We start from the raw sequence: 16,240 nt of genomic DNA, 5'->3' as shown, positions 1-16,240 counted from the left end.
ATATTGTTTTTTCTACAAAAGTTTACCACATTCTAGTTTGATATTTTGCTTGACAAGAGATAAAGTAAATTATAAAATAATTAAAATAAAACCTTTAAAGAAGTCCAGAGAGGCTACTAAGGAAGATACGGTTAAAATGGCAGTTACTGCCAATTTTCGTGTAACCTTGCCTCGGGCAAGGTTTTTCTATAGCTCGTAATAAGGCAAATTTAGAGCTATTGATGATTAGCTAGTGCTACTAAGCAACTTCACCGTTTGATGTAGTATAGTCAGTATTGAAAGGTGGCAGAGCTAGAGATTCTGTCAAAAGGTTAAAAATGGCGAAAAGCCTATAAAAAGGAGAAGAATCCATGCGTGAAGAACGTCCTATTATTGCCCTTGATTTTCCGTCATTTGATGATGTCAAGGAGTTTTTAGAGCATTTTCCAGAAGACGAAAAGTTATATGTCAAAATCGGTATGGAATTTTTCTATGCCATTGGTCCGGAAATTGTGCATTATCTGAAAGGTTTGGGACACAGCATTTTCCTAGATTTGAAATTGCACGACATTCCAAATACAGTACGCTCTGCCATGTCAGTTTTGAGAACCTTTGGGATTGATATGGTGACGGTTCATGCGGCAGGTGGCGTGGAAATGATGCGAGAAGCCAAGAAGGTTTTAGGTGATCAGGCAAAGCTGGTAGCAGTGACCCAGCTGACTTCTACCAGTGAGGAAGATATGAGGGATTGCCAAAATATCCAAACAACTGTTTCAGAATCTGTTGTCAACTATGCCTGCAAAGCTAAGGAAGCTGGACTGGACGGAGTTGTTTGTTCGGCTCAGGAGGTTAAGCTGATTAAAGCCGCAACATCAGAAGATTTTCTGTGCGTCACTCCAGGTATTCGACCAGCTGGTTCTGAAATCGGGGATCAAAAACGGGTTATGACGCCGCAAGAAGCTCATCAAATTGGTAGTGATTACATTGTGGTTGGGCGTCCAATCACACGAGCAACTGATCCAGTAGCTGCTTACCGAGCTATAAAGGCGGAATGGGTGAATGGTTAGAAAAATGTATCGAGCAATCATTGACAGACCAATAGGTTACAAAGACAACTTTGGCAATTGTTATCCTATCAACTATGGTTATATTCCGGATTTATTTGCTGGAGACAGCGAAGAACAAGATGTTTATATCATTTCGGAAAAAATACGAGAACCTTTGGAATCTTTTGAAGGAGAATTGACTGCTGTTATTCATCGACAAAATGATGTGGAGGATAAGTGGGTACTGACCTCTACAAATGAGAATGTGGCCTTAGAGGACATTAAAGAAAAAACACGTTTTTGGGAACAATATTTTGTTTCCACTATTGAATTATTGTAAAGGAGAAATCATGACTTTAGCAAAAGATATTGCCCGTGACTTACTGAACATTGAGGCTGTTTACTTAAAACCGGAAGAACCTTTCACTTGGGCAAGCGGTATCAAGTCTCCAATTTATACAGACAATCGTGTGACCTTGGCCTATCCAGAAACGCGAACGTTGATTGAAAGTGGTTTTGTAGATAAAATCAAGGCTGAATTTCCAGAAGTAGAAGTGATTGCTGGAACAGCGACAGCGGGTATTCCTCATGGTGCTATTATTGCAGACAAGATGAATTTGCCCTTTGCCTATATTCGTAGTAAACCAAAAGATCATGGGGCTGGAAATCAGATTGAAGGTCGGGTAAAATCAGGTCAAAAAATGGTCGTGGTTGAGGATTTGATTTCAACTGGTGGTTCTGTTTTGGATGCCGTTGCTGCAGCAAAGCGAGAAGGTGCAGATGTCATTGGAGTGGTGGCTATTTTCACTTATGAATTACCTAGAGCAGAAAAGAATTTTTCAGATGCAGGTGTGAAATTAGTAACCTTATCTAACTACACTGAATTGATCAATCTGGCAGAACAAGAAGGTTATGTTTCAGCAGAAGGATTGGCTCTACTTGAGAAATTTAAACATGACCAAGAAAATTGGCAGGGATAAGAAAGATGAATCTAATAGAACTAAGTAGGAAGTATCCTCGGGCAGAAGTTTGGGCACATCCAGATGAGTTTCCAAACTTATATGATTTAACATTGAGAGGAGTCAAGCAAGCGACAAGTTCTTGGTTTGAAGAGTATGAAAAAGACAAGGAATCGTTACCTAAAGTTGGAGAAGTCTCCATCATGCTAGATAGAATGGAGAATCCTAGTCGAGCCTTGGTCATGGTGACTAAAGAAGTTCTTGTCCGTCCCTTTCATCAAGTGACAGCAGAAGAAGCTTTTTTAGAAGGAGAAGGCAATCGCAGTTTAAGAGATTGGCAGACTATTTTTGGTGATTATTGGCGTAAAACCTTGCCAGAAGAAGGATTAGAATTTTCAGAGTCTGGTTTGGTTGTTACAGAAATTTTTACTGTCTTAGAAGATTATCTTTTAGACAATGAAGAAAACGGACGTAGCAAGTAATTAGACGTTAAGCAGCAATCTGACGATTGTTGTTTTTTTAAATAGCGAAACACTGTAGATTTTGTTATAATATCCCTATGCTAAAAATGTATTCTTTTTTCTTTTCAGCTTTGCAAAAAATTATGTTATTGATTGGTTTGCACTGGTTTTTTACTGTGATTATTCATCTAGGGACAATTTCTAATCTGGCTTTGATTGGGGTGGCGATACTAGCGTTTCTGGCATATCGTTATCTAGAAAATGTAAAAAAATGCTACCACTACCTGATGAAGCACAAAGTTGCTATTATGATAGCGGTAATTATATTTCAGTTAGCAATGCTTTTGTCTGCTCAGTTGCTGATTCGGCGAGATGCAGCAGTTGTTTTCAATGGTGCTTTCAAGTACTCAAAAGAGACTTCTATTTCCAGTTATTTGACACGCAATCCTAATAACTTGTTTCTCTTTTTGTATGAGCGCTTTTTTTATAATATCTTTGGAAGCTCAGCTTTATGGATTTTGCAGGGATTAAATATATTTTATGACGATATAACGGCACTCATTTTGTACAAGGGAATGAAAAAATATGTGAGTGAGTCTGCTGCTGATGTGACATTTAGTTTGCATGTCTTGCTAGTTGGCTTTTCACCTTATTTTTATTCGATGTACACGGATATATGGCCTCTTCCGCTCATTGCTTTACAAATATTCTTACTTTTTGATTTATTTGGGCTTCGATGGCAGGATAAGAGGGTACTCTTCATAAAGACAATCGGATTAGGTTTGATAAGTGGGCTTGCAGTGCTGATACGACCAACTGTGTTGATTATTATTATGGCGGGTTTTATGGTGCTGTTGTTCAAAAAGGAATGGAAGAAATTTATCTTAATCTTTTTCACCTTTCTCCTATCGTTTGGCGTAACTTCTATCGGCGGAAACTATCTGAAAGCGACACAAACAGAAGTGACATTGATACAAGAGAAAGGATTGTCTAAAAGTCCTCTGCTCTTTATTGACTTAGGGTTGACTTTTATTGGACACGATCAAGAAGACATGAAAGAGGGTTTGCTTCAATACATTGATGTGGATCAGAGAGAACAGTATAATAATGGAATGTTTAAGCAAGAAAATGTAAAAAAAGAAATCAAACGACGTTTAAAAGAGTATTCGTTTTTTGGATTTCTCAATCATCTTTACTATAAGCATTCATTAACTGTTTTAGAAGGAACTCTAGGCTGGTTGTATCGAGATGTGGAATATGAAAAAACGCCCTATATTTCTCCTCTTTATCCTTATACAAAAAAGAATCCTGTGGCGCAGTTTATCAGAACTTATTTTCTGAGTGTCGATAAGAATGAGTATCGGTATTATGAGATTGTGAAGCAGGTTATTTGGATTGTGATGAGTCTGGGTCTTGTTTTTGCCTTGTGGAAATATCGTGCAGATGATAAACTCAATATGCTCAGTCTTGCAGTCTTTGGTGGTTTGTTGTTTTTGCTCATTTTTGAAGGTGGAAAGACGCGGTATTTAATACAATTTTTACCGCAAATCATCATATTGTCTGCATTAGGATTGACTAAATATTTACCGGATTGGTTAAAAAGTAAGAAAGGAGAAAAGATAAAATGAGAAAATCGTTTTACACTTGGTTGATGACGGAGCGCAATCCCAAAAGCAAAGCACCGAAGGCGATTTTAGCAGACTTGGTGTTTCATGAAACAAATTTCCCTAAGCACACGGATGATTTTGATGAAGTTAGTCGTTATCTGGAAGAACATGCTGACTTTTGCTTTAATCTTAGCGATTTTGATGCGATTTGGGAAGACTATCAGGCTCATTAGTTCGGAGAAATGATAGAATTTTCCGAGTTACTTTGCTATAATAATAGTAAATAATGTGAAGAAAGAGGTTCTTTATTTGCAAGAACATTCAGTAGAAATTACCTTACAGCATCCGGATGATGCTTTTCATCTTTTTGGTTCCAATGAACGTCACTTGCGTTTAATGGAACAGGAGTTGCAGGTAACAATTCATGCAAGGACGGAGATTGTCCAGATTATCGGTAGCGAAGTAGCTTGTGAGGAGACTCGTCAGGTTATTCAAGCTCTGCTAGTTTTGGTGAATCGCGGGATGACGATTGGGACACCAGATGTAGTGACGGCTATTACAATGGTCAAAAATGGTGAAATTGATAAGTTTGTGGCTCTGTATGAGGAAGAAATTATCAAAGATTCTTATGGCAAGCCCATTCGTGTCAAGACCTTAGGGCAAAAAATCTATGTTGATAGCATTAAGAATCATGATGTTGTCTTTGGGATTGGACCGGCAGGGACAGGAAAAACCTTCTTAGCGGTGACCTTGGCAGTGACAGCACTCAAACGCGGTCAGGTCAAGCGAATTATTTTGACTCGTCCGGCAGTAGAAGCGGGCGAGAGCCTAGGATTTCTACCAGGGGATTTAAAGGAAAAGGTGGATCCTTATTTGCGGCCTGTTTATGATGCATTGTATCAGATTTTAGGTAAGGATCAAACAACGCGTCTTATGGAGCGAGAAATCATTGAGATAGCTCCTTTGGCTTATATGCGTGGACGAACATTGGATGACGCCTTTGTCATCTTAGATGAAGCGCAAAATACAACCATTATGCAGATGAAGATGTTTCTAACACGACTTGGTTTTAATTCCAAGATGATTGTCAATGGGGATATTAGCCAGATTGACTTGCCAAAGAATAATAAATCAGGTCTCATTGATGCGACAGAGAAATTGAAAAATATCAAGCAAATTGATTTCGTTTACTTATCAGCCAAGGACGTTGTGCGTCATCCTGTGGTTGCAGAGATTATCCAAGCTTATGAACATTCTACTGAAATGGCGCATCATCATTTTTCTAAAGAAGAAAAATCAAGTTTGACCAATTCCAAAATTGTCAGCGAGCCAGTCAAGGAGTCGGAAGATGATGAAGGAATATCTCTTGGCTAATCTGGACAAGTTTCACACGACTGATTTTGAGGAAGTACGCTTGCAAAAGAATCTGCTACGTGACTGATGACTATCAATGCATCTTCCTATGTCATGATCACAGGACACAGAAAGTAAGAATTAAAAAATAATTGACCAACTATCTAAGCATTACAGATGTAGGATACTAACCGAAAAGGATATCCCAAGTATTTTATCTTTATATGAAAGCAATCCTCTGTATTTTCAGCATTGTCCACCAGGCATATCCTGATGAGGAGACTGTTTTTATTGGTTTGTTTATGGTTGAACAAGCCTATCAGAGGAAAGGATTGGCAGTCAGATTGTGACAGAAGCACTAGCTTATTTTGTTAAGAACTTTCGAAAAGCACGTTTAGCTTATGTTAAGGGAAATCTTTAATCTCAGCATTTTTGGGAAAAGCAGGGCTTTAAACCAATTGGATGCGAGGTTAAGCAAGAACTCTATACGGTTGTTATCGTTGAACAGAGCTTAGGAGATTAGAAATGACATCAAGTAAGAACTATTTGGAATTTATTTTGGAGCAATTATCAGGATTAGATGATGTGACTTACCGTTCCATGATGGGGGAGTATATTCTTTACTTCCGTGGCAAGATTATTGGCGGCATTTATGACAATCGCTTTTTAGTTAAACCCGTGCAAGCAGTCTTAGATAAGATTGACCAACCTTCTTTTGAGTTTCCATACGAAGGTGCCAAAGAAATGATTTTAGTGGAAGACCTTGATAATAAGATGTTTCTAGAAGACCTGATTTTAGCTATGTATGATCAACTGCCAACACCCAAACCTAAAAAGAAAAAGCAAAGGTAAACGAAGCAAAAAAGAAGCCTGCTAAGGTCCTGTCTTTGCACGGGCAAAACTTTATATATAAAAAGAAGCTGGGACGAAAGAGCTCAGCTTCCTTTGGTTTATATAGTTGTCATTACAAGACGCAGTGGTTGAGCGAAACTCTGTTGACTTTATTCAATTTAGAGTTTCTTATGAACAATTGAGTCTGGAATGAAAGTCTCCAGTTGCAAAGTATACAGTACAATAAACCAACGATGCAGTAGCTGATGACACAAAGCATAGTGGGTAGGACTTGCGAAGTCACCCTTTTCTTTTCAAAATTTATACTAAATCATTGATATCGGTGTAGTCACGATTAAGCCATTCTGCGACGGGTCGGCTAGTGAGATAACCTTTATAAGTAGTCACTCCTTGTTGTAGCCCCAAATCATCTGCTATAGCTTGTTCAAAACCTTTGTCAGCCAAATCTTCAATGTAAGGAAGTGTTACATTTGTAAGGAAGTGTTACATTTGTAAGGGCAAGAGTTGATGTACGGGCAACAGCACCTGGGATGTTGCAACGGCATAGTGAAGTACACCATGTTTTTCATAGACAGGTTCATCGTGAGTGGTTACACGATCAGCAGTTGCAACAACTCCACCTTGGTCAACAGCTACATCTACAATAACAGATCCAGATCGCATTTTACTGACCATTTCATCAGTAACGAGCTTGGGAGCTTTGGCACCAGGGATTAATACTGCTCCAATCACTACATCGGCCTCTTTGACACTTTCAGCAATATTGAAAGAATTAGACATAAGGGTCTGGATTTGATGACCAAAAAGGTCTTCTAGTTCTGACAGTCGTTTAGCGCTGATATCAAGAATAGTGACATGCGCTCCCAGTCCTAAAGCGATGCGAGCTGCGTGTGTTCCAACAACGCCCCCTCCAATGATAGTGACTTTTCCTTTAGGAACACCTGGAACACCGCCCAGTAGTACACCAGAACCACCTCCTTGTTTGGTTAAAAAGTGATCTCCAATCTGCACAGCCATTCTCCCTGCGACCTCACTCATAGGAACGAGCAGAGGGAGTTTTTTTCTTGGTCACGAACGGTTTCGTAAGCAATCCCTGTTGTTTTGCCCACAATCATCGCATCGGATAATTCAGGTGCAGCAGCCATGTGCAGATAAGTGAAAAGCAAGAGGTCATCACGTAAGAAGCCGTATTCAGTAGCTAAGGGCTCTTTGACTTTGACAACTAGATTAGCCACCCAAGCTTCGGCTGCAGTTGCAACAACTGTCGCTCCCTGTGCTTTATAGTCGGCATCTGTAAATCCAGAACCAAGGCAGGCTTTGGTTTCAACTAAAACCTGATGACCTTTTTGGACAAGACTATGAACGCCAGCTGGTGTTAAAGCAACACGATTCTCATTGTTTTTAATTTCTTTTGGAATACCGATTAACATAGATTTAATCCTTTTTTGAGATGTTTTTATTGTATATGAAAACGCTTTAAAAATCAAAGCGAAATCAAAAAACATTGATTTCGGTGAATATTTATGTTATGCTATGAGACAAAAAAGGAGGTTCATTCAAGATAGAAAGTATTTATCTAAAGCTAGCTGAAAACCGAACTTTGGAAACAGAGCGCCTGCTCTTGCGGCCTGTGACCTTAGATGACGCTGAGGATATGTTTGAATATTCCTCTGATGAAGAAAATACTCGCTACACTTTTTTACCTAATAAAGATTTGGAAGAAACTAAAAATATTATTGCTCGTTTATTTATGGGGAGACCACTTGGAAATTGGGGAATTGAGTTAAAAGAAAATGAAAAACTGATTGGCAGCATTGACCTACACAAGCTAGATCCGGTCCTCAAAAAGGCGGCTATCGGCTATGTGATTCATAAGAATTACTGGAATCAGGGCTTGGCAACGGAAGCTTTGAAAGAAATAATCCAGTTGGTTTTTGAAAGTTTGAATATGAATATGTTGGTGGCTCTCCATGATGTGGAAAATCCAGCTTCAGGACGAGTTATGGAAAAGGCTGGTATGAAGTTTTCCCATATTGACCCATACGCAGCACTCGATGAGCACGAGGAAGGCCGAATTTCTCAGAGAGCTTATTATCGTTTGACAAAGAAAGATTATTTTGAAAAAGACTGATGTGAATGTTAGATTTATAGGAAATTTCAATGGTGACTAGGTTCTTTTTGGAACGTTCTAGCAAAATTTTTTTCTTTTAATGAAAACATTTTTCAAATCTATTGACAAGTACCTCTCTGCATGATATAGTAGATAGGGACTGCTGATTTAGCTCAGTTGGCAGAGCGCATCCATGGTAAGGATGAGGTCGCCGGTTCAATCCCGGCAATTAGCATGAGGAACAGGAAAAAGCCCAATTTTAATGGGCTTTTTTGCATTGGTGACGATATTAAGACATCAAATTCACCAGCTATTATATGTGATGGTATTCTCTTAGGTCAAAGCGTTGGTACAGACCTAGTCGGTTTGGACTTCTATCATGAACCTACTTTATCGTTTTTACGATCCCCAAAAAGGGAAAATATATATTGATCAACAAGACATCCAACAATATTCTCGTGAAAGTCTTCGTAGTCACATGGGGATTGTTTTGCAAGATCCTTATCTATTCACAGGAACACTAGCAACTAATGTAGCGATGAGCCATTCAGGCATCAATCGTGAAAAAGTCTTGGAATCTTTAGAAAAAGTCGGTGCAGGGGACTTGCTGGCTCGTTGTAAAGAAGGAATTGATGAGCCTGTAAAGGATAAAGGGGCAGCATTTTCAAGCGGTGAATGTCAACTGATTTCATTTGCTCGAGCTCTCTATGCTAATCCTCAAATTTTAATATTGGATGAAGCAACTTCTCATATTGATACAGAAACCGAAGAACTGATTCAAAAAGCAATGGCTGTGGTCAAGGAGGGGAGAACGACTTTTATCATTGCTCACCGTTTATCCACCATTCAAGATGCAGACCAAATTTTGGTTATTTCTGAAGGAAAGATTGTGGAGAGAGGGCAACATGATACATTGGTAAAACAAAATGGCATCTATGCGCAAATGAGCCGCCTCCAGCAACAAGTATAAGTTTTGAAAGAAAAAATATGAAATAAAGAGCAGAACGAAATAGTAAATGATTTATAAATCAGGCATTCCTATCTGAAATATGGTATAATGAAGTGATACTAATAAAGTAGGTGTAATATGTATATAGAAATGGTCGACGAGACAGGGCAAGTTTCAGAAGAAATCATCAAGCAAACACATGATATACTGGAATTTGCTGCTAAAAAGATTGGCAAAGAAGAAAAAGAAATGGCAGTGACATTTGTTACAAACGAGCGCAGCCATGAGCTGAATTTGGAATATCGAAATACAGATCGTCCGACAGATGTTATCAGCTTGGAGTACAAGCCTGAGCTGGACATTGCCATTGACGAGGAGGATTTACTAGAAAATCCTGAGCTGGCGGAAATGTTAGAGGATTTTGATGCCTATATCGGAGAGCTCTTTATTTCCATAGATAAGGCGCGTGAACAAGCAGAAGAATATGGTCACAGCTTTGAGCGGGAAATGGGTTTTCTTGCAGTACATGGTTTTCTGCATATCAATGGATACGATCACTATACGCCGGAAGAAGAGGCGGAAATGTTTGGTTTACAGGAAGAAATTTTGACTGCTTATGGACTTACAAGACAATAATACAAATAAACGCAAATGGAAAAATCGAGATGTGATTTCGAGTTTAGAATTTGCTCTGACAGGGATTTTTACAGCAATCAAAGAAGAGCGCAATATGCGCAATCATGCTGTTTCAGCAGTTGCGGTCGTGCTTGCAGGATTGTTTTTTCGGGTATCTGCGATAGAGTGGCTCTTTCTCTTTTTGAGTATTTTTCTAGTCATTTCTTTTGAGATTATGAACTCTGCTATTGAAAATGTGGTAGATTTAGCTAGTGATTATCACTTTTCCATGCGAGCTAAAAATGCCAAGGATATGGCAGCAGGAGCTGTTTTGGTTGTTTCGGGTTTTGCGGTTATAACAGGATTGATTATTTTCGTTCCGAAAATTTGGAATTTACTTTTTTAACATGAAAATCGGAGAATCCTTTCCGATTTTCTTATATTAGACTAATAAGGAATAAACGAGGTGAAAAATGACCTTTAAATCAGGATTTGTTGCTATTTTAGGACGTCCAAATGTTGGAAAGTCTACTTTTTTAAATCATGTTATGGGGCAAAAGATTGCTATCATGAGTGATAAGGCTCAGACGACTCGTAACAAGATTATGGGAATTTACACGACAGATCAGGAGCAGATTGTCTTTATTGATACGCCAGGGATTCATAAGCCAAAGACTGCCTTGGGCGACTTTATGGTGGAATCCGCTTACAGCACGTTGCGTGAAGTGGATACAGTTCTTTTTATGGTTTCTGCCGATGAAAAACGCGGTAAGGGTGATGATATGATTATGGAGCGTTTAAAAGTGGCTAAAGTTCCTGTTATTCTGGTTATCAATAAAATTGATAAAGTACACCCGGATCAGCTGCTGAGTCAGATTGATGATTACCGCAAGCAGATGGACTTTAAGGAAGTTGTGCCAATTTCTGCTCTTCAAGGCAATAATGTTTCGCATCTAGTTGATATTTTAAGTGAAAAATTAGAGGAAGGTTTCCAATATTTCCCAGCTGACCAGATTACCGACCACCCTGAGCGTTTTTTGGTTTCTGAGATGATTCGGGAAAAGGTTTTATTGCTGACACGTGAAGAAATTCCGCATTCGGTGGCGGTGGTCATTGACAGTATGAAGCGGGATGAGGAGACTGACAAAGTGCATATCCGCGCTACCATTATGGTGGAAAGAGACAGTCAAAAGGGCATTATCATCGGTAAAGGCGGCTCTATGCTTAAGAAAATCGGCTCTTTAGCACGCCGCGACATTGAACTCATGCTAGGTGATAAAGTCTTTCTTGAAACTTGGGTTAAAGTCAAGAAAAACTGGCGGGACAAAAAGCTAGACTTGGCAGATTTTGGATATAACAAAAAGGAGTATTAGAGGCTGAGGAAGATGAGGTCGTTATTTGTCGCAGAAAAAGGTCACCAAAATGATAAAAGTATTGTCCTTTTGCATGCGTCTGGTTCTAGCAGTCAGATGTGGGCACATCATATCGCTGAGTTAAAAAATGATTTTCACTGTATAGCTGTTGATTTGCCTGGACCTGCTTCTAGCCGCGACATTGAGTGGACAAATTTTAATGATGTTACAGAAATGATTGCTGATATTATCAAAAACAGGGTTCACGGCAAGCCGCACCTTGTTGGACTATCGTTGGGAGGCGGTCTCGTTCTTAAATTGTTGGAAAAACATGCTGATTTATTTGATAGAGCGATTGTTGACGTTGCCTGTCACCACCCTATAAAAGGCTACCGCAAAGTCATTGCCGGTGTTTACATCATGTCGTTATTAAAAAACACTAAGCTAATGGGCAACCTTATGGCAAAAATGATGCAGAAAGATGGTGTACCTGAAGAGAGCTATCGTTAGTTCATAATGGATTTGCAAAGGGCTTCTGCTAAGTCTTTTCGCCGAGCAATGTTACAGGCAAATCTGCTGAGGATTACTGCAAATTTCGACAATCCTGTTTTCTTTGTTTCGGGCGGTAAAGAATCGAAGTCAATTCATGAATCTCATAAAGAATTGGTAAGAAAAAACAGATTGAGTGATCGTGCCTATTATCCAAATAAAGGGCATGCGTGGCTGTTTAGTGATATTGACACGCATATACAATTACTCCGCTACTTTTTTCAAGACGGAGCATTTCCAGATAAATTAAAAGGTTTCTAAATATGGACTACATTTCCTACATTCGCTCAAAGGTTGGGCATGACAAGGTTATTCTGACCTTTGCTGGCGGTATTTTAGCAGATGACGAGGGACGCGTGCTGTTGCAACTACGCGGGGATAAGAAAACATGGTCTATTCCAGGCGGTGCAATGGAGCTTGGCGAATCCACTCTTGATACTGCTAAGCGTGAATTTTTTGAAGAAACTGGCATTGAAGTAGAAGCTACTCGTTTTCTCAATGTTTACAGTAATTTCGAGGAAGTTTATCCGAATGGTGATGCGGTGCAGACGGATGTCTTCATCTATGAGCTGGCGGCGATTTCATCAGTGAATATTGCAGATTTTCACAATGAAGAAACTCTACGCCTGCGTTTCTTTTCTAAGGAAGAAATTGAGAATTTAGAATCTGTGAGTAGTAAGCATCGCCTGATGTTAGCTGAGTATTTTGATGACAACTTTGCGATGTGACATTGAGTTGAGATTGACATATAATCCGTGATTAATTTATTTTTTAAGGAGGTAGGGCAATGGAATTTGTAAATCTTTTAGTGGAAAATGTGGAACGAGCCGAGGAGCGTTTTTTATCGGTTCTGGCTAATTTATCTGTGGAAGAAGCGAATGCTTTTCCGGTTGCGGATACAGTTCCGTCCATTAAGTCTGTGACTTAGTTGACTTGGCATACGGCGCGGGAGCTGGATTTTCAGATTGCTGATTTAGCTAAGACCGAGCCAGTCTGGTTCTCTAAAGGTTGGAAGAAAAAGTTTGCCTTGGATTTGCCAGATGATACGGAAGATTGGCACCATACTCCTCAAGAAGCGCATAAAGTTGTGGTGACAGATATTGAGTTGCTCAAAGACTATCTGTCTGATGCGGTTGCGGCAACAATTGCTTATTTATCAGAGGTGAATGAAGACAGTTTGGACGATGTTGTTGATGAGAATTGGACTCCAGCTATTAAACGTGGGAATCGTTTAGTATCGATCATTGACGATGCTGCTATGCATTCAGGTCAGGCAATCTATGCTCACCGCCTGCTAGGAAGAGAAGAGTGAAAAAGATAATGGTAGGGGAAATTCGAGCGGTCGAAAAATCTCAACTAGCTGACTGGGCTTACTTTGCTCATTTAGCTTGGAAGATAGAGAAAAAGAAATTACTAGCAGCATTTTCTGAAGGCAAATTTCCTAATGAATTTTTATACTACTTAGAGGGAGAAGCCGTTGCTTGGATCAGCTTATCTATGCGTTCGGAGTATGTGGAAGGAGCAGAGCAACTTCCTATCGCATATATTGAAGGCATAGCGGTAGCACCTGCTTTTCAAAGAAATGGCATCGCTCATCAACTTCTAGAGTTTGCACAGTCGTGGGCGAAAGAAAAAGGAGTGTACCAGCTAGCTTCAGATTGTGATATGGACAATGCAGTCAGTCAAGCTTTTCACAAGAGTGCGGAATTTGAAGAAATAAGTCGAACTGTTCATTATATGTTACATTTGGATAAGAAAGGATAAAGATTTTATGCCCGAATTACCAGAAGTAGAAACGGTACGCCGTGGTTTAGAGCGGCTGGTTAAAGGAAAAGAGATTGAAAAGGTAGATGTCCGTTATGCCAAGATGATTGGAACGGGGGCAGATCCTTTTGTCTTAGAATTACCGGGGCAAAGCATTGATGCTGTTGGGCGTCGGGGCAAGTATCTGATTTTTTATTTGACGAATTGGGTGCTGATTTCGCATTTGCGCATGGAAGGAAAGTATCTTTTCTATCCTGAAGAGGTCCAGTTGACGAAGCATTCTCATGTAATTTTTCATTTTACAGATGGCAGCAGCCTCGTTTATCAGGATGTTCGGAAATTTGGCACGATGGAGTTGTTGAGAAAAGAACAAATAACATCCTATTTTACTGAGCGAAAGCTAGGACCAGAACCGACTGAATCAGATTTTCATTTACTGCCATTTGAAACCGCTCTGAAAAAATCTAAGAAATTGATTAAACCTTACCTGTTGGATCAAACTTTAGTAGCTGGTCTTGGCAATATCTATGTAGATGAAGTATTATGGCGGGCGCAGATTCATCCGGCAAGAGCAGCTAAAAGTTTGACTGCTGGAGAAGCAGAGGAATTACGCAAGCAGATTATTGCAGTCTTGCAGCTAGGTATTGAAAAAGGCGGTTCAACCATTCGCACCTACCGCAATGCTTTGGGAGAAGACGGAACCATGCAGGATTTCCTGCAAGTCTATGGAAAAACAGGCCAACCTTGTACTAGATGCGGTCACGAAATTGAAAAAATCAAACTAGCTGGTCGTGGAACTCACCTTTGTCCATATTGTCAAAAAATGAGGTAGGACATGGCAAAAATAATCGGAATTACAGGCGGTATTGCTTCTGGCAAATCGACAGTCACAAATTATCTCAGGCAAAAGGGCTATCAGGTCATTGATGCGGATCAGGTGGTTCATGAATTGCAGGCGAAAGGCGGTAAACTCTATCAAGCATTGGTCAGCTGGCTAGGGTCTGCTATCTTGAACGAAGCAGGTGAGCTTGAGCGTCCTAAACTATCTCAGCTCATTTTTTCTAGCCAAGAAAATTTAGCGAAATCTTCCCAGCTACAAAATGATATCATTCGGCAAGAGTTAGCCAATCGACGCGACCAACTGGCTAAGACTGAGGAGACTTTCTTTATGGATATTCCGCTCTTATTTGAGCAGGATTATGCAGACTGGTTTGATGAGGTTTGGCTGGTTTACGTGAATCCAGAGACACAAATCAAGCGGCTGAAGGCACGAAATGGCTATTCACAAGAAGAAGCGCAGCAACGCCTTGCCAGTCAGATGAAGCTGGAGGATAAAGTTCCTTATGCAGATTTTGTAATCAAGAATGATGGCAATTTAGAAGAGCTGATAGAACAGATTGATAAGAAGCTTAGGAGATTAAGAAATGATGAAAGCAATGGTTTATAGAGGAGGCGATTTGGGGAATGCTTTTGAAGTAAAAGAGATAAAACGCCCCATTCCTAAGGAACACCAGATTCTAGTGAAAGTAAACTATTCTTCTCTAAATAATGTTGACTATGAGCGCTTTAAAGGGAAAAAACTGTCTTTGTTTGCTCGAACAACCCTTCTTTTTGGAGGTAAAGGAAAAATTTTGGGAGGTGAAGTTTCAGGGCAGGTCGAAGCAGTTGGAGAACAAGTTCAAAACTTTAAAAAAGGAGATGAGGTCTTTGGTCAAACATTAGGTTTCATGGCTTTCGGAGCTTGGGCTGAATATGCTTTACTGGAAGAAAAGCAGACTGTACTTAAACCAAGCTACCTCTCATATGAAGAAGCAGCTGTTTTAGCTAGTGCCTCTAAGACAGCCATAGGCGCTTTATGTACAGGGCAATTGCAGTCTGGTCAGAGTGTTAATTTATGGTGCTTCGGGCGGTGTAGGGCACCTTTTAGTGTGTTACGCCAAAGCTTTAGGAGCATCTATAACCGGTGTATGCGGCCAGCGCAATTTGAAGATGGCAACTGATTTGGGATGTGATAGAGTCATTGATTATCAACATGATGACTTTGAGAAAGCAGCAGGAAAGGATGATCTCATTTTAGCCGTTAATGGACATGTTGATTTGAAGATACTAAAGGCACATTTGAAAAAAGATGGTATTCTAGTAGGTGTAGGAGCGAGCTATCTGCCTGCTTCATTCTTGCAATCTTTCTTTTCAAAAAGGGTTCGCTATTTTAGTTACTTTCTAAAACCAAGAGCAGCTTATTATAATGAAATGCAGATGTTAGTGATAAAGAAAGAAATCAAACCTTTCATTGATAAGGTCTATCCCATTACTCAGGTTTCACAATCCATCCAATATGTGATGAACGAACACCCCCAAGGAAAGATTGCTTTAAGAATGCATTTTTAGTATAGACAACCCTATATTAGATAGGCTATCATTCAGATGATGCTCAAAGTAGTTTAATAGATTGATTATTGGTTAATGACAAAGGATAAGAATTGTGTCAATTGAACATTGATTATAAAAAATTTTTAAAGACTGGCTGGGAAAATCATTATTAAAAATGCACAACTAGGATCTTCAGAAGAATTAAAAAGGCAGAGTGATGTTTATTATTCTGTGTTATAAACAAGTTGGAAAGAAGATGATTTTATTAAGAATC

At 39.5% G+C, this 16,240-nt stretch carries 19 protein-coding genes, 1 tRNA gene and 5 pseudogenes; 24 read left to right on the top strand and 1 reads right to left on the bottom strand.

Features of this window, described 5'->3' with window-relative positions; genetic code table 11:
• From HMPREF2574_RS10665 to HMPREF2574_RS05935, 10 genes and pseudogenes are all read left to right on the top strand, one after another.
• A partial coding sequence (locus tag HMPREF2574_RS10665) for a hypothetical protein (RefSeq protein ID WP_218970105.1) occupies window positions 1–199 on the top strand: 199 nt, incomplete at its 5' end.
• 151 nt (window positions 200–350) lie between these two features.
• Window positions 351–1,046, top strand: coding sequence for an orotidine-5'-phosphate decarboxylase (gene pyrF, locus HMPREF2574_RS05970; protein ID WP_003035645.1), 696 nt, complete (start codon window positions 351–353; stop codon window positions 1,044–1,046).
• Entirely contained in the window at window positions 1,039–1,365 is a 327-nt protein-coding gene (locus HMPREF2574_RS05965) for an inorganic pyrophosphatase (RefSeq protein ID WP_070812294.1), read from the top strand. The genes pyrF and HMPREF2574_RS05965 overlap by 8 nt, the downstream gene beginning before the upstream one ends.
• Before the next feature lie 10 nt (window positions 1,366–1,375).
• The gene (gene pyrE, locus HMPREF2574_RS05960; protein WP_024051629.1) at window positions 1,376–2,005 is read left to right on the top strand and encodes an orotate phosphoribosyltransferase; all 630 of its coding nucleotides are present in this window, start codon (window positions 1,376–1,378) and stop codon (window positions 2,003–2,005) included.
• Between the two features lie 5 nt (window positions 2,006–2,010).
• Entirely contained in the window at window positions 2,011–2,466 is a 456-nt protein-coding gene (locus HMPREF2574_RS05955) for an ASCH domain-containing protein (protein WP_003035663.1), read from the top strand.
• 77 nt (window positions 2,467–2,543) lie between these two features.
• Entirely contained in the window at window positions 2,544–4,073 is a 1,530-nt protein-coding gene (locus tag HMPREF2574_RS05950) for a glycosyltransferase family protein (RefSeq protein ID WP_070812293.1), read from the top strand.
• Window positions 4,070–4,285 (top strand): YozE family protein, encoded by a 216-nt coding sequence (locus HMPREF2574_RS05945; RefSeq protein ID WP_024051626.1) that lies wholly within the window; start codon window positions 4,070–4,072, stop codon window positions 4,283–4,285. The genes HMPREF2574_RS05950 and HMPREF2574_RS05945 overlap by 4 nt, the downstream gene beginning before the upstream one ends.
• Before the next feature lie 76 nt (window positions 4,286–4,361).
• A complete protein-coding gene (locus tag HMPREF2574_RS05940; protein WP_024051625.1) occupies window positions 4,362–5,426 on the top strand; it encodes a PhoH family protein in 1,065 nt (354 codons plus the stop codon).
• A 127-nt stretch (window positions 5,427–5,553) separates the two neighbouring features.
• A pseudogene (locus HMPREF2574_RS10210) lies at window positions 5,554–5,928 on the top strand (GNAT family N-acetyltransferase).
• Window positions 5,929–5,930: 2 nt separating this feature from the next.
• Window positions 5,931–6,257: a TfoX/Sxy family protein gene (locus tag HMPREF2574_RS05935; RefSeq protein WP_070812292.1), complete on the top strand. Its 327-nt coding sequence runs from the start codon at window positions 5,931–5,933 to the stop codon at window positions 6,255–6,257.
• Window positions 6,258–6,557: 300 nt separating this feature from the next.
• Here the strand turns inward: HMPREF2574_RS05935 and ald are convergent.
• Window positions 6,558–7,687 (bottom strand): annotated as a pseudogene (ald, locus tag HMPREF2574_RS05930) (alanine dehydrogenase).
• A 131-nt stretch (window positions 7,688–7,818) separates the two neighbouring features.
• Between ald and HMPREF2574_RS05925 the strand changes: the two are divergent.
• The 14 genes and pseudogenes from HMPREF2574_RS05925 (at window position 7,819) to HMPREF2574_RS05855 (ending at window position 15,984) form a co-directional block, all read left to right on the top strand.
• On the top strand, window positions 7,819–8,388 hold the full coding sequence (locus tag HMPREF2574_RS05925; protein ID WP_070812291.1) for a GNAT family N-acetyltransferase: 570 nt from the start codon (window positions 7,819–7,821) through the stop codon (window positions 8,386–8,388).
• A gap of 141 nt (window positions 8,389–8,529) precedes the next feature.
• Window positions 8,530–8,602 (top strand) — tRNA-Thr (locus tag HMPREF2574_RS05920).
• Between the two features lie 135 nt (window positions 8,603–8,737).
• Window positions 8,738–9,337, top strand: a pseudogene (locus HMPREF2574_RS05915) (ABC transporter ATP-binding protein); the annotation flags it as partial.
• A 117-nt stretch (window positions 9,338–9,454) separates the two neighbouring features.
• Window positions 9,455–9,952: an rRNA maturation RNase YbeY gene (gene ybeY / locus HMPREF2574_RS05910; RefSeq protein WP_003024775.1), complete on the top strand. Its 498-nt coding sequence runs from the start codon at window positions 9,455–9,457 to the stop codon at window positions 9,950–9,952.
• On the top strand, window positions 9,933–10,337 hold the full coding sequence (locus HMPREF2574_RS05905) for a diacylglycerol kinase family protein (protein ID WP_024051615.1): 405 nt from the start codon (window positions 9,933–9,935) through the stop codon (window positions 10,335–10,337). The genes ybeY and HMPREF2574_RS05905 overlap by 20 nt, the downstream gene beginning before the upstream one ends.
• Window positions 10,338–10,404: 67 nt before the next feature.
• Window positions 10,405–11,304, top strand: coding sequence for a GTPase Era (gene era, locus HMPREF2574_RS05900; protein ID WP_070241659.1), 900 nt, complete (start codon window positions 10,405–10,407; stop codon window positions 11,302–11,304).
• A 12-nt stretch (window positions 11,305–11,316) separates the two neighbouring features.
• A pseudogene (locus tag HMPREF2574_RS10890) lies at window positions 11,317–12,093 on the top strand (alpha/beta fold hydrolase).
• Window positions 12,094–12,095: 2 nt separating this feature from the next.
• Window positions 12,096–12,560: an NUDIX hydrolase gene (locus HMPREF2574_RS05885; RefSeq protein ID WP_070812289.1), complete on the top strand. Its 465-nt coding sequence runs from the start codon at window positions 12,096–12,098 to the stop codon at window positions 12,558–12,560.
• 59 nt (window positions 12,561–12,619) lie between these two features.
• Window positions 12,620–13,144, top strand: a pseudogene (locus HMPREF2574_RS05880) (DUF664 domain-containing protein).
• A gap of 8 nt (window positions 13,145–13,152) precedes the next feature.
• A complete protein-coding gene (locus HMPREF2574_RS05875; RefSeq protein ID WP_042753932.1) occupies window positions 13,153–13,596 on the top strand; it encodes a GNAT family N-acetyltransferase in 444 nt (147 codons plus the stop codon).
• 7 nt (window positions 13,597–13,603) lie between these two features.
• On the top strand, window positions 13,604–14,428 hold the full coding sequence (gene mutM / locus HMPREF2574_RS05870) for a DNA-formamidopyrimidine glycosylase (protein WP_070672573.1): 825 nt from the start codon (window positions 13,604–13,606) through the stop codon (window positions 14,426–14,428).
• 3 nt (window positions 14,429–14,431) lie between these two features.
• Window positions 14,432–15,043 (top strand): dephospho-CoA kinase, encoded by a 612-nt coding sequence (coaE, locus tag HMPREF2574_RS05865; RefSeq protein ID WP_024051606.1) that lies wholly within the window; start codon window positions 14,432–14,434, stop codon window positions 15,041–15,043.
• Window positions 15,021–15,596 (top strand): alcohol dehydrogenase catalytic domain-containing protein, encoded by a 576-nt coding sequence (locus HMPREF2574_RS05860; protein WP_070812288.1) that lies wholly within the window; start codon window positions 15,021–15,023, stop codon window positions 15,594–15,596. Before coaE ends, HMPREF2574_RS05860 begins: the two co-directional genes overlap by 23 nt.
• Complete coding sequence (locus HMPREF2574_RS05855) at window positions 15,481–15,984, top strand: zinc-binding dehydrogenase (protein ID WP_306806739.1); 504 nt, start codon at window positions 15,481–15,483, stop codon at window positions 15,982–15,984. Before HMPREF2574_RS05860 ends, HMPREF2574_RS05855 begins: the two co-directional genes overlap by 116 nt.
• Window positions 15,985–16,240: the final 256 nt, after the last annotated feature.

The organism is Streptococcus sp. HMSC034E12 (assembly GCF_001835915.1).
In the GTDB taxonomy this organism is placed as follows: domain Bacteria; phylum Bacillota; class Bacilli; order Lactobacillales; family Streptococcaceae; genus Streptococcus; species Streptococcus vaginalis.
This window is presented reverse-complemented; position numbering and strand designations above follow the sequence as displayed.